The organism is Streptomyces mexicanus, from assembly GCF_902506575.1.
GTDB classification, from domain to species: Bacteria; Actinomycetota; Actinomycetes; order Streptomycetales; family Streptomycetaceae; genus Streptomyces; species Streptomyces mexicanus.
The window spans coordinates 3,687,540-3,699,932 of record NZ_LR732544.1 but is presented as its reverse complement, the minus strand read 5'-3'; the positions used below and the strand labels follow the sequence as shown (position 1 = coordinate 3,699,932).

Below are 12,393 nucleotides of genomic sequence, written 5' to 3'. Positions count from 1 at the left end.
GGACGACCGGACGGCCGTCCCCGGCGCGAGCGGAACCCCCACCGCATCCCCCGCCGGGAAACCGTCGACCACCCGTGGCAAGGCCGCACGGCGGCGCGGGACGCCCCCGCCCCGCCCCCGGGGCCCCCCCCCCCGGGCCCCCCCCCCCGCGCCCCCCCCCCCGCCCCCCCGCCGCCGGCCGGACCGCCGCCGTCGGCCGGTCCGCCGCTGCCGGTGGTCCCCTCGGCGAGGACGCCCAGCAGGTCCTCGGCCAGCTCGGGCTTGAGCAGGCCGTGGGCGAGTGCGCGGTCGGCGGTGGCGCGGGCCATCGCCAGGTACCCGGCGACGGTCTGCGGGGCGTGCCGGCGCAGCTCGGCGACGTGTGCGGCGACCGTGCCCGCGTCCCCGCGCGCGACGGGCCCGGTCAGGGCCGCGTCACCGGAGCGCAGGGCGTTGTCCAGGGCGGCGCCGAGCAGGGGCCCGAGCATCCGGTCGGGGGCGCCGACGCCGGCCTGCCGCAGCAGTTCCATGGACTGGGCGACCAGCGTCACCAGGTGGTTGGCGCCCAGGGCGAGCGCCGCGTGGTACAGCGGGCGCATCTCCTCGGCGATCCACTCCGGCTCGCCGCCCATCTCGATGACCAGCGCCTCGGCGGCCAGCCGCAGCTCCTCGGGCGCGGTGACGCCGAAGGAGCAGCCGGCCAGCCGCTGGACGTCCACGGGGGTGCCGGTGAAGGTCATCGCGGGGTGGAGGGCCAGCGGCAGCGCGCCGGCGCGCAGGGCGGGGTCGAGCACGCCGGCGCCGTACCGCCCGGAGGTGTGCACGAGCAGCTGCCCGGGGCGTACGGCGCCGGTCTCGGCGAGGCCGGCGACCAGGCCGGCCAGGGCGTCGTCGGGGACGGTCAGCAGCACCAGGTCGGCCCGCTGGAGCACCTCGGCGGGCTGCACCAGGGGCACGCCGGGGAGCATCTGCTCGGCGCGCCGCCGGGAGGCGTCGGAGACACCGGAGACGGCCACGGGACGGTGCCCGGCGAGCTGGAGGGACGCGGCGAGCGCGGGGCCCACCCGGCCGGCGCCGACGACGCCGACGGTGAGCCGCGCGGGACGGTCCCTGGGATCTGGCTGCTGGCTTGTACTCACGCGTCGGTGGCCTTCCCGTTCCAGTCCGCTGGGGGTACCGGACGATTTCTCGTCATGTTAACGCTATCGCCCCGGCGGGCGTCCGGTCGTTCACAGGCTGTGGGCTACCCCACGCCCCGCCGTTCGCATATCCGGGTGCCCAGGGACGCCCGGGCGCGCAATGATCCGGGGCATGAACGAGAGCGCGGATCAGGACGCGGAGCAGCCGGAGCAGTCGGAGCGGCGGGCGCCACGGGCAGAACAGGATCAGTCGGAGCGGCGGGCGCGGCCGGAGCAGTCGGAACAGGCGGAACAGCGGGAACCGGCGGAACAACCGGAACCGAGCCCGGAGGAGGAGCGGCGCAAGCAGCTCCGCGAGCGGCGCGTGGCCGCGCGCCGGAACGCGAAGCGGGCGCTCGCGCGCCCCGCGGCGCTGGGCACGCTCCGGGAGCGCCTGGCGCTGCTGGAGCGCGCGCCGGAGCTGTACGACCTGGACGAGGCCGCGGACATCTACGGCGACGGCGTCGTCGCGGCCCTGGAGGAGAAGGTCGCCGGCCTGCTGGGCACCGAGGCAGCCGCCTTCTTCCCGACCGGCACGATGGCCCAGCAGGTCGCCCTGCGCTGCTGGGCGGGGCGCACCGGCAACCCGGCCGTCGCCCTGCACGCCCTGAGCCACCCCGAGGTGCACGAACGGCACGCCCTCAGCCAGGTCAGCGGTCTGCGCCCGGTCCGGGTGAGCAGCGCGCCCCGGCCCCCGACGGCCGACGAGGTGCGCGGCCTGGACGAGCCCTTCGGCACGCTGATGATCGAACTCCCCCTGCGGGACGCCGGCTTCGTCCTGCCCTCCTGGGAGGAGCTGACCGAGGTCGTCGAGGCGGCGCGCGAGCGCGACGCGGTGGTGCACTTCGACGGCGCGCGCCTGTGGGAGGCCACCGAGCACTTCGGCCGCCCGCTGCGGGAGATAGCCGACCCGGCCGACAGCGTGTACGTGTCGTTCTACAAGTCCCTCGGCGGCTACGGCGGCGCCGCCCTCGCCGGCCCCCGGGATCTGATCGAGGAGGCGAAGGCCTGGCGCCACCGCTACGGCGGCGCGGGGTTCCAGCAGTTCCCGACGGCGCTGTCGGCGCTGGCCGGACTGGAGCGCGAGCTGCCCCGGCTGCCGGAGGACGTGCGGCACGCGCGCGTGGTGGCCGCCGCGCTCGACGAGGGCTTCACGGCGGCCGGGCTGCCCTGGGCGGGCATCCACCCCGAGGTCCCGCACACCCACCAGTTCCAGGTGTGGCTGCCCTACGACGCCGACGTGCTCGCCGAGGCGGCGGTGCGCCAGGCCGAGGAGACCGGCACCCTGCTGTTCTCCGGCGGCTGGGAACGGAAGGGGCCCTTGGGGCTGGCCGTCACCGAGGTGGAGGTGAGCGCCGCAGGGCTCGCCTGGACGGCGGACGACGTGCGGGCCGCGGTGGCGGACTTCGCCGCCCGGCTGCCCGGCGGCCTCAGCAGGTAGCGCGGGTGGCCCGCGGACGCGGGTGCGCCCACCGGCCGAGCCGGCGGCCCAACCGCCGGCGCAGCCCGCGGCGCAGCCGCCCGTGGGCCGGGCGGCCCGCAAGGACCGCCCGGAACCGCCGCTCGTCGCGCAGTTCGCGCACCACCTGCCAGTCGTGGGCGCCGGGTGCCGGCGGGAGCGGCTCACCGTGGCGCCGGGCACGGTGCAGGTCGAGGAGGTACTGCTCGGTGACGCTCATGGTCGTGTCGTCCTCTCGAGACTTTCGGGACTTTTGGGACTCTTCGGACTGTCGGAACCGGGGCGCTCAGGGCGCTGGCGCGACTTGGTGGGCTCGGGACGCGGCTGTGCCGCCTCTCGGCGTGCGCTCTCTCGGGGCGTTCGGCGCACGCCTTTCGGGGAGGCGACGGTTCGCCGCTCCGCGGCTGCCCCGGTGGTCCCAGCGTGCGGCGGAGCGCGGTCGAAGTCCCGCCGATTGACGGCCGCCGTCAATCGGCGGCCCCGTTGTCAGTGGTGGCGTGCACCATGGGGGCATGAGCGTGCGCATCGACATCACGGGGCTGCGGCCGGAGAGGGTCGCCGTCGTGCCCTCTCCCCTGGCCGAGCTGGGCATGGCGCTGCACGCGCTGTCCGAACCGGGCCACCATCCGGGCCTGCAGGGCTGGGCCACGGGCGTCACCGCCCGCCTCGACTCGCATCTGGCCGACCGGATGTGCGAGGCGGACTTCCTGTGGCGGACGACGTTCTCCGACCTGTTCCTGGGCTACGCCGGCCTGCCCGGCGGCACCGCGCTGCCGGGCAGCACCCTGGCGGAGGAGCTGGACCTGCTCGACAAGCTGTCCGACGAGCAGTTCGTGGACGCGGCGCTGGAGTTCACCTGCGCCCTGTCCTACGGCAGCCCCGGCCCCGGTCCGCTCACCGACGCCGGGCTGCGCCGCCGCGCCCTGGAGCTGGCCGCCGCGCGCGGACCGCAGCAACTGCGCTTCAGCGAGCGGCTGCTGGACGACCCGCCGCGGATCCGGGCCTGGCTGCGGCAGTTCCTGCTGGACTGCGACGAGGCGTTCTTCGCCGAGACCTGGTCCCGGCTGCGCCACCAACTCGCCGCGGACGCCCGCCACAAGACGGAGCTGCTGCGTCGCAAGGGCCTGGCCGAGGCGCTGGCCGCGGTGTCCCCGGCGGTGACGCTGGAGGAGTCGGCCGAGCGGATCGTCGTGGACAAGCTCGGCGACGGCCGTACGGCCACCGCGGACGGCGGCCTGCTGCTGGTGCCGACGAGCCTGGGCTGGCCCCACCTGATGGTCCTGCACCGCCACGGCTGGCAACCGGTGCTGCACTACCCGGTCGGCTCCCCGGAAATGGCCGCGCCGCCCTCGGTGGACCAGCTGACCCTGCGGATGACCGCCCTGTCGCACCCGGTGCGGATGCGGCTGTGCCGCAGCCTGGCCCGCAGCGCGTTCACCACCGGCGAGCTGACCCAGACGCACGGGATGACGGCGCCGGAGATATCCCGGCACCTGAGCGTGCTGAAGAAGGCGGGCCTGGTCACCACCCGGCGCCGCGGACGGTACGTCTACCACCAGCTGGACGTGGCGATGGTGGCCCGGCTGGGCAGCGACTTCCTGGAAGGGATCCTGCGCTAGGCCGTGTCCGACCCAGGCGGCCCGGCCCCGCGCAGAACACCGGCCGGCGTCAGTCGAACCGGATGTGCCGGACGCCCACCGTCGCCTGCCGCAGCCGGGTGCGTACCCGGCCCTCGGTGTGGGGGCGCAGGGTCAGTCCGGCCAGGACGGCGATCCGGTCCGCGGTCTTCGGGACCGTGGAGCGGTCCGTCCACAGGTGCTCGGCGAACTCCGGCTCGCGCAGCCGCTCCAGGCAGTGGTCGAGCTGCCGCACGGCCCAGGTGTCCCCGGCCGGGCCCGGGTTCTTGCCGCCCGCGCGGCGCAGGAGGCGCCCGAGCCCGCGTTCCCTGAGCCTCCTCAGCACGGTCTCCCGTTCGGCGAGGAGGGTGAAATGGCGTACGTCGTGGCCGAGTTCCCGCAGCCGGCCCACGGTCTCGGCGAAGCAGCCGGAGTCGGTGACGGTCATCGGGGCGATCACCACGCCCTCGTGCCGGGTGAGCGCCAGGTCGAGCACCTCCACCACGCCCTGCCGCCAGGAGGCCAGGTCGCGGAAGTCGCCGCGCAGTGCGGGCGGCAGCATGCGGTGCAGGCCGAAGCCGACGTGCTCGGGATCGCAGATCACGCTGCCGGGCAGACGGTGGTGGATCTCGTGTGCGGTCTGTGTCTTGCCGCCCCCGAAAGGGCCGTTGATCCACAGGAGCATGCGCAGACCCTACCGACGCGCGGGGCGCGGCGTACGCCGCTCAGCCGTGCCCGCCCGCGCGCACCAGGCCCGTCTCGTAGGCCAGCACCACCACCTGCACCCGGTCGCGCAGGCCCAGCTTGGTCAGGATGCGGCCCACATGCGTCTTCACGGTCGCCTCGGACAGCACCAGCCGCGCGGCGATCTCACCGTTCGACAGGCCCTGCGCGACCAGCACCATGACCTCCCGCTCGCGGTCGGTGAGCCGCTGCAGCTCCTTGTGCCGGGGCTCGTGGCCCGAGGCGGGCAGCATCGGCGCGAACCGGTCGAGCAGCCGCCGGGTGGTGGAGGGCGCGACGACGGCGTCCCCGCTGTGCACGGCGCGGATCGCGGCGAGCAGGTCGGCGGGCGGCACGTCCTTGAGCATGAACCCGGAGGCGCCCGCCTTCAGCCCGGAGAACGCGTACTCGTCGAGGTCGAAGGTGGTCAGGATCAGCACCTTCGGCGGGTTCGGCTCCGCGCAGATGCGCCGGGTGGCCTCCACCCCGTCCAGCTTCGGCATGCGGACGTCCATCAGGACGACGTCCACGGGCGTGGACCGCACCACCTGCAGCGCCTCGACGCCGTCGCCCGCCTCGGCGACGACCTCCATGTCCGGCTGGGCGGCGAGCACCATCCGGAATCCGGTGCGCAGCAGCACCTGGTCGTCGACGAGCATGACGCGGATGGTCATCGGGGTCCTCTTCCGTTGGTCGTACGCGGGTCGGGTGGGCGGGCTCGTACGCTGCCACGGGCAGCGTTGCAGGCGTGGAAAGGGGCGTGCGTCGAACACATCGGTGCCCCGGCGCGTGAATGCGGCGGCACGTCAGCGCGTCGAGCACGTCAGTGCGCCGGTTTGAGCGGCAGCAAGGCGCTGATGCGGAAGCCTCCCCCCGGGCGCGGGCCCGCGTCCAGCGTGCCGCCGACCATCCCGACGCGTTCGCGCATGCCGATCAGCCCGTGGCCCTGCCCGTCGGCGCCGCCCTCCTCGTACAGCTCGTGCGGGGCGCCCTTGCCGTCGTCCTCGACGAGCAGGCCCAGCCCGTCGTCGAAGTACACCAGCCGTACGCTCGCGCCCGCGTTCGGCCCGCCGTGCTTGCGGGTGTTGGTGAGGGCCTCCTGCACGATCCGGTACGCGGTCAGCTCCACGCCGCTGGGCAGCGGGCGCGGCGTCCCCTCGATCCGGAAGTCGACGGGCAGCCCCGAGCCCCGGCACTGCTCCACCAGCTCCTTGATCTGCTCCACGTCGGGCTGCGGGACGTACTCACCGCCCTCCTGGTGCTCGCCGGTGCGCAGCACGCCCAGCAGGCGGCGCATCTCGGCGAGGGCCTGGCGGCCGGTGGAGGAGATGGTCTCCAGGGCCTTCTTCGCCTGGTCGGGCGCCGCGTCCAGGACGTAGGCGGCGCCGTCGGCCTGCACCACCATCACCGACACGTTGTGCGCCACCACGTCGTGCAGTTCGCGCGCGATCCGGGCGCGTTCGGCGGCGACCGCCACCTTGGCCTGCGCCTCGCGCTCCTTCTCCAGGCGGGCGGCCCGCTCCTCCAGCTGCGCGAAGTAGGCGCGGCGGGTGCGCATCGAGTCGCCGAGCACCCACGCCAGGGCGAACGGCACCGTCTGGAAGACGGCTATCGCGATCTGCCCGGCGGGGCTCGCCTCCTGCTGCGGCCAGCGGATCTGCGCCAGGGCCGCCGCGCACAGCCCGCCGCCCAGCGCGAACCGCGAGGCCCACCGGGCACCGACCGCGGCGACCGTGTAGATGATCACCAGCATGGCGAAGTCGGCGACCGTCGTCTCCACGTCGAGGACCAGCTGCACCACCCCGGTCGCCGCCGCCAGCAGCACCATCTTCTCCGGCATGAGGCGGCGCAGCGCGACGACCACGCTCAGCACGAAGGACACCGCGAGCGCCGCGCCCAGCGACCCGTGGTGAGGGCCCGGCGCCCCGTTGACGCTCCACACGCTCATGCCGGACAGCCCGAGCAGGACGAGGGCCCAGAAGCCGTCGACCCACGTCGGGTGCCTGCGGAGGAAGTCGTAGAGGCGCTGCACGTAACCCAGAGTAGGGAAGCGTGAGAGGTGCACGGGTCAACCGGAGGGCCGATCCCCGTCCGCCCCTCGTACTCCACAAGGTGGAGGGGGTGGTCGGCTGTACGCCTAGGCTGGCGCTGTGGCGGACAGCACCAAGGACGGCGAGTGGCGCGGCTGGCGGGAGGCCGCCCAGGAGGCGCTGTACGGGCCGGGCGGCTTCTGCCGGCGGCCCGAGGGGCCGGCCGGGCACTTCCGAACGTCCGTGCACGCCTCCCCGCTGTTCGCGGCCGCCGTGGCACGGCTGCTGTGCCGCCTCGACCGACTGCTGGGGCACCCGGCGGCGCTGGACTTCGTGGACATGGCGGCCGGGCGGGGTGAGCTGGCCGCCGGGGTGCTCGCCGCGCTCCCGGCCGAGCCGGCCCGCCGCGTACGCGTGTACGCCGTGGAGGTCGCCGATCGGCCGGCGGGCCTGGATCCCCGTGTCGAGTGGCTGAGCGAGCCGCCGGAGGGGATCACCGGGCTGCTCTTCGCCAACGAGTGGCTGGACAACGTGCCGGTGGAGGTGGCGGAGGTGGACCCGGACGGCGTGCCCCGCCGGGTGCTCGTCCGGCGGGACGGCACCGAACGGCTCGGGGAGCCGCTGTCGGAAGCCGAGGCCGCGTGGCTGGCGCGGTGGTGGCCGCTGCCCGCCGAGCCGGGTGCGCGGGCCGAGATCGGGCTGCCCCGGGACGCCGCCTGGGCCGGAGCCGTCTCCCGGCTCGCCCGAGGGCTGGCGGTGGCCGTGGACTACATGCACCTGGCCGGTGCGCGGCCCCCCTTCGGCACGCTCACCGGATTCCGGGAGGGGCGGGAGACGGCCCCGGTGCCGGACGGCTCCTGCGACCTGACGGCGCACGTCGCCCTGGACGCGTGCGCCGCGTCCGCGCCCCCCGACATGACCGGCGCACGCCTGCTCCCCCAGCGCGCCGCCCTGCGCGCCCTGGGCATCACCGGGGCACGCCCGCCGCTCACGCTCGCCTCCGAGCGCCCCGCGGAGTACGTACGCGCGCTGGCGCGCGCCGGGGAGGCCGCCGAACTCACCGCGCCCGGCGGCCTGGGCGACTTCGGATGGCTGCTGCAGCCGGTCCGGCTGCCGGAGGCCGCGGACCCACTGCCGGGTACGGCGAACCCACTGCCGGGTACGGCGGACACATAGCAGGACGTGCGGCGGACACATAGCAGGACGTGGCCGGCGCACGCCGGACGCAACGGACGCACTGCCGGACACGACAGACGAACTGCCGGACGCAGCGGACGCACTGCCGGACACGGCAGATGCACCGCCTGACGCGGCAGACGCGCTGCCGGACGCGACCGGTCCCGAGGATGAGCTATTCGGAGCCGTCTGGAGCTATTTGTCGATGTCCCCGACCACGAAGAACATCGACCCCAGGATCGCCACCATGTCCGCCACCAGGGTCCCCGGCAGCAGCTCGGTGAGCGCCTGGATGTTGTTGTACGACGCCGAGCGCAGCTTGAGCCGGTACGGGGTCTTCTCGCCCTTGCTCACCAGGTAGTAGCCGTTGATGCCGAGCGGGTTCTCGGTCCAGGCGTAGGTGTGCCCCTCGGGGGCCTTGAGGACCTTCGGCAGCCGCTGGTTGATCGGGCCGGGCGGCAGCTCGGCCAGCCGGTCCAGGCAGGCGTCGGCGAGGTCGAGCGCGTTGTGGGTCTGCTCCAGCAGGCACTCGAAGCGGGCCAGGCAGTCGCCTTCCTGCCGGGTGACCACCTTCAGGACGTCGGCCAGCTCCCCGTAGGCGAGATACGGCTCGTCGCGCCGCAGGTCGAAGTCGACGCCCGAGGCGCGCGCGATGGGCCCGCTCACGCCGTAGGCGTGCACGGTCTGCGGCGCGAGCGCCCCCACGCCCCGCGTACGCCCCCGGAAGATCTCGTTGCCGAGCACCAGGTCGTCGAAGACGTCCATGCGGGAGCGCACGGCGGCGACGGCGGCACGCGCGCGCGTGGTCCACCCGGCCGGCAGGTCCTCCTTCAGGCCGCCGACCCGGTTGAACATGTAGTGCATCCGGCCGCCGGAGACCTCCTCCATGACGTTCTGCAGGACCTCCCGCTCCCGGAACGCGTAGAAGACCGGCGTGATGCCGCCCAGCTCCAGCGGATAGGAGCCGAGGAACATCAGGTGGTTGAGCACCCGGTTCAGCTCCGCGAGCAGCGTGCGCGTCCACACCGCCCGCTCGGGCACCTCCATGCCGAGCATCCGCTCCACGGCCAGGACGACGCCCAGCTCGTTGGAGAACGCCGACAGCCAGTCGTGGCGGTTGGCCAGCACGATGATCTGCCGGTAGTCGCGCGCCTCGAACAGCTTCTCCGCACCGCGGTGCATGTAGCCGATCACCGGCTCGGCGCGCGTGATCCGCTCGCCGTCCAGCACGAGCTTCAGCCGCAGCACCCCGTGCGTGGACGGGTGCTGCGGACCGATGTTGAGCACCATGTCGGTGCTCTCCGCGGCGCCGCCGATCCCGACCGTGGTCTCCGTCGTAGGAGTCATGCACCCAGTGTCTCGTACGTACGCTGGGCCCATGGAAACGGGGAGCCGCCAGGACGTGCGCGCAAGCGGGGACGAGCCGGTGTGGACGGCGCTGCCGCCGGGCCTGCTGCGGATGCGCCGGCTGCTGCTGGTGGTGTGGTCCGGGCTGACGGCCGTGACGGCGGGGGTGCTGCTCGGGCTGTTCCTGGCGCCCGCCTGGGCGGCGTGCGCGCTGGTGCCGCTGGGGGCGGCGGCCTGGGGCTGGGTGCTGCTGGGCCGCAACTGGCGCTCCTGGCGGTACGCCGAGCGCGCCGACGACCTGCTGATCAGCCGGGGCGTGCTGTGGCGGGAGGAGACCGTCGTGCCCTACGGGCGGATGCAGTTGGTGGAGGTCACCTCCGGTCCCGTCGAACGGCACTTCGGGCTGGCCACCGTCCAGCTGCACACGGCCGCCGCCGCGACCGACGCGACCATCCCCGGCCTCGACCCGGCCGAGGCGGAGCGGCTGCGCGACCGGCTCACCCAGCTCGGCCAGGCCCGATCGGCGGGCCTGTGACGGCGCCGGGGGAGGAGACCGGCCCGGGCGGCGACGAGCGGCGGCTGCACCCGGTCACGCCGCTGCGGCGGGCGTGGGCGCCGGTCGCGGTGCTCGCCGGATGGGCCGTGCACGATCCCGACCAGGCCCATCGGCAGCTGACGAGGCTGACCACCACCACGCTGGTCGCCGGGCTCGCGGTGCTCGTCCCGGCGGCCGCCCTGTACGGGTTCCTGTCCTGGTGGTGCACGCGCTACGCGGTCACGGACACCGAACTGCGCATCCGCACCGGCCTGTTCTTCCGCCGCACCGCGCACATCCGGCTGGAGCGCATCCAGGCCGTCGACGTCACCCGGCCGCTGCTGGCGCGGGTCGCGGGGGTGGCCAAGCTCAAGCTGGACGTCATCGGGACGGAGAAGAAGGACGAACTGGCGTTCCTCGGCGAGGCCGAGGCCCGTGCCCTGCGCGCCGAACTGCTCGCGCGGGCCGCCGGTTTCGCCCCCGGCACGGCGCGGGAGGTCGGCGAGGCACCCGCGCGGCAGCTCGTGCGCGTGCCCGCGGGCGTGATCGCCGTCTCGCTGCTGCTGGTCGCCTCGACCTGGGCCTCGCTGGCCGCGGCGCTCGTCGTGCCGCCGCTGCTGTGGCTGGCCACCCACAGCCTGTGGACGGTGCTGGCCACCGCGGTGCCGCTGTTCGGCGGCGCGGTCACGAGCAGCGCGGGACGTTTCGTCGCCGCCTACGACTGGACGGTGAGCGAGTCCCCGGACGGGCTGCGCATCGACCGGGGCCTGCTGGACCGCACCCATGAGACGGTGCCGCCGGGGCGGGTGCAGACCGTGCGGATCGTGGAGCCGCTGCTGTGGCGGCGGCCGGGCTGGGGGCGGGGGGAGCTGGACGTGGCCGGATCGTCGAACTCGGTGCTGCTGCCGGTGGCTCCCCGCGAGATCGCCGCATCGGTGATCGCCCGGGTGCTGCCGGGGGTGGCGGTGCCGCAGACCACCGGGCTGCTGCGGCCGCCCCGGCGCGCCCGGTGGTGCGCGCCGGTGTGGTGGCGGGGGCACGGGATCGCCGTCACGGACGCCGTGTTCGCCGCCCGGCACGGCCTGCTGCGGCGCCGGCTCGCCCTGGTCCCGCACGCCAAGGTGCAGAGCGTACGGCTCACCCAGGGGCCGTGGCAGCGGGTGTGGCAGGGGGCCGACGTCCGGGTGGACACCGGCGCGAACCGGACGGTGACGGCGCGGCTGCGGGACGCCGGGGAGGCGGCCGGGCTGCTGCGGGCGCAGGCGGAACGGTCACGGACGGGACGGCGCGGGGCACGGCCCGACCGCTGGATGGCGTGAGCCGCGCGGCCGGACCGCCGAACGGCGCCAGCCCCACGACCGGACCGCTGAACGGCGCGAGCCGCGCGGCCGGCCGGCGCGGGCGGCGGCATCCGGAGTCGGCAGGGGCAGCGGTAAGGGGCGTGGCCCCATGGACCACGCCCCTTACCGGCTCGGCTCTGTGCGCGCCCGCCTCAGGACGCCGCGGACCGCAGGCCCTGGACGTCGATCTGCTCCGTCTCGTCGTGCGCGGTGAGGTCGATGACCTGGCTGACGGCCCCGGCGTCGGCACCGGGCTGCTTGTAGCCGGACTCGGTGTCGGCCTTGTGCGCGGCGAGCGCCTCCTGCCCCACCACGTCGGCCAGATCCTCGTTCTGGACGGCCTCCAGGGCGGCGGGCGACGCCTGCTTCTTCGCGCCCTTGGACATGCCCTCCTTCGCGCCGCCCTTGGTGCCGAAGAAGTCGAAGCCGCCCTCGACCACCGGGCGCGGAGCGGGCGCGGCCGGTACGACGGCCACCGCGGTCGGCACGGCGAAGTGCCCGGCGGGCGGCTGCGCGGAGCCTGCCGGCGCGGCGGACGGGCCGGGGCGGACGGAACCGGCGGAGTCGTCCTGCCCACCGGACCGGGCCGCGGACTCCTGTGCGCCGGACCGGGCCGCGCCGTCCTGTGCGCCGGACCGGGCCATGGCGTGCTGGGCGCCGGGTGCGGCCGGGGCGGCGGCCGCGGGCGCGGGCGCGTCCACCGCCCGAGGCCGCCCCTGCGGGTCGTCCTCCCGGGCGGGCGCCGCCTGCGGGCCCGCACCCTTGTCGGCCGGTCCGCTCGCCGGCCCGGCCTCCGGGGCGGCGAGCCGGGCCAGCGCGGCCCCGGCCCGCCGGAACAGCTCGACGCCCTGCGGGGAGGTCAGGGCGGGAAGGGCCGGCACCGGCCTCTCCCCCGCGTCCCCGAGCGCCGTGTCCGCGGCCCCCGAGCCTCCCCCGGCCACGGCGCCCGCCGCCCGCCCGCCCCCGGCCGGCCGGCCGCGCGCCCCACCCCCCGCCCCGCGCGCCGACGG

Annotated in this window: 11 protein-coding genes and 1 pseudogene; 5 read left to right on the top strand and 7 right to left on the bottom strand. The window is 75.5% G+C overall.

Features of this window, described 5'->3' with window-relative positions; translation table 11 throughout:
• Positions 1-194 precede the first annotated feature (194 nt).
• Positions 195-1,118: pseudogene (locus tag GV126_RS16495) on the bottom strand (Rossmann-like and DUF2520 domain-containing protein); the annotation flags it as partial.
• A 172-nt stretch (positions 1,119-1,290) separates the two neighbouring features.
• Between GV126_RS16495 and GV126_RS16490 the strand changes: the two are divergent.
• Positions 1,291-2,598 carry a threonine aldolase family protein gene (locus GV126_RS16490; protein ID WP_159667274.1) on the top strand — a complete coding sequence of 436 codons (1,308 nt, stop codon included), beginning with the start codon at positions 1,291-1,293 and terminating at the stop codon, positions 2,596-2,598.
• On the opposite strand, the gene GV126_RS16485 is transcribed toward GV126_RS16490, so the two are convergent.
• Positions 2,588-2,836, bottom strand: coding sequence for a hypothetical protein (locus tag GV126_RS16485; protein ID WP_159667271.1), 249 nt, complete (start codon positions 2,834-2,836; stop codon positions 2,588-2,590). The genes GV126_RS16490 and GV126_RS16485 overlap by 11 nt on opposite strands.
• Positions 2,837-3,128: 292 nt before the next feature.
• Between GV126_RS16485 and GV126_RS16480 the strand changes: the two genes are divergently transcribed.
• On the top strand, positions 3,129-4,235 hold the full coding sequence (locus GV126_RS16480) for a DUF5937 family protein (RefSeq protein ID WP_159667268.1): 1,107 nt from the start codon (positions 3,129-3,131) through the stop codon (positions 4,233-4,235).
• A gap of 49 nt (positions 4,236-4,284) precedes the next feature.
• Here GV126_RS16480 and GV126_RS16475 read toward each other — a convergent pair whose 3' ends face one another.
• From GV126_RS16475 to GV126_RS16465, 3 genes are all read right to left on the bottom strand, one after another.
• Positions 4,285-4,917, bottom strand: a complete 633-nt coding sequence (locus GV126_RS16475; protein ID WP_159667265.1) for an AAA family ATPase — start codon at positions 4,915-4,917, stop codon at positions 4,285-4,287.
• 40 nt (positions 4,918-4,957) lie between these two features.
• Positions 4,958-5,629: a response regulator gene (locus tag GV126_RS16470; protein ID WP_159667262.1), complete on the bottom strand. Its 672-nt coding sequence runs from the start codon at positions 5,627-5,629 to the stop codon at positions 4,958-4,960.
• 149 nt (positions 5,630-5,778) lie between these two features.
• The gene (locus tag GV126_RS16465; RefSeq protein WP_159667260.1) at positions 5,779-6,987 is read right to left on the bottom strand and encodes a sensor histidine kinase; all 1,209 of its coding nucleotides are present in this window, start codon (positions 6,985-6,987) and stop codon (positions 5,779-5,781) included.
• 118 nt (positions 6,988-7,105) lie between these two features.
• Between GV126_RS16465 and GV126_RS16460 the strand changes: the two genes are divergently transcribed.
• Positions 7,106-8,161: an SAM-dependent methyltransferase gene (locus GV126_RS16460; RefSeq protein WP_159667257.1), complete on the top strand. Its 1,056-nt coding sequence runs from the start codon at positions 7,106-7,108 to the stop codon at positions 8,159-8,161.
• Between the two features lie 195 nt (positions 8,162-8,356).
• On the opposite strand, the gene GV126_RS16455 is transcribed toward GV126_RS16460, so the two are convergent.
• Positions 8,357-9,508 (bottom strand): NADH-quinone oxidoreductase subunit D, encoded by a 1,152-nt coding sequence (locus GV126_RS16455; RefSeq protein ID WP_159667254.1) that lies wholly within the window; start codon positions 9,506-9,508, stop codon positions 8,357-8,359.
• A 31-nt stretch (positions 9,509-9,539) separates the two neighbouring features.
• Between GV126_RS16455 and GV126_RS16450 the strand changes: the two genes are divergently transcribed.
• Positions 9,540-10,043 carry a PH domain-containing protein gene (locus GV126_RS16450; RefSeq protein WP_028420977.1) on the top strand — a complete coding sequence of 168 codons (504 nt, stop codon included), beginning with the start codon at positions 9,540-9,542 and terminating at the stop codon, positions 10,041-10,043.
• Positions 10,040-11,362: a PH domain-containing protein gene (locus GV126_RS16445; protein WP_236570020.1), complete on the top strand. Its 1,323-nt coding sequence runs from the start codon at positions 10,040-10,042 to the stop codon at positions 11,360-11,362. Before GV126_RS16450 ends, GV126_RS16445 begins: the two co-directional genes overlap by 4 nt.
• Before the next feature lie 173 nt (positions 11,363-11,535).
• Here GV126_RS16445 and GV126_RS16440 read toward each other — a convergent pair whose 3' ends face one another.
• Complete coding sequence (locus tag GV126_RS16440; protein ID WP_159667251.1) at positions 11,536-12,264, bottom strand: hypothetical protein; 729 nt, start codon at positions 12,262-12,264, stop codon at positions 11,536-11,538.
• Positions 12,265-12,393 lie beyond the last annotated feature (129 nt).

Excerpts from the sequence above, each read along its gene's own strand:
- GV126_RS16490 (WP_159667274.1), top strand. The coding sequence starts at position 1,291 with ATGAACGAGAGCGCGGATCAGGACGCGGAGCAGCCGGAGCAGTCGGAG.
- GV126_RS16485 (WP_159667271.1), bottom strand. The coding sequence starts at position 2,836 with ATGAGCGTCACCGAGCAGTACCTCCTCGACCTGCACCGTGCCCGGCGC.
- GV126_RS16480 (WP_159667268.1), top strand. The coding sequence starts at position 3,129 with ATGAGCGTGCGCATCGACATCACGGGGCTGCGGCCGGAGAGGGTCGCC.
- GV126_RS16475 (WP_159667265.1), bottom strand. The coding sequence starts at position 4,917 with ATGCTCCTGTGGATCAACGGCCCTTTCGGGGGCGGCAAGACACAGACC.
- GV126_RS16470 (WP_159667262.1), bottom strand. The coding sequence starts at position 5,629 with ATGACCATCCGCGTCATGCTCGTCGACGACCAGGTGCTGCTGCGCACC.
- GV126_RS16455 (WP_159667254.1), bottom strand. The coding sequence starts at position 9,508 with ATGACTCCTACGACGGAGACCACGGTCGGGATCGGCGGCGCCGCGGAG.
- GV126_RS16450 (WP_028420977.1), top strand. The coding sequence starts at position 9,540 with ATGGAAACGGGGAGCCGCCAGGACGTGCGCGCAAGCGGGGACGAGCCG.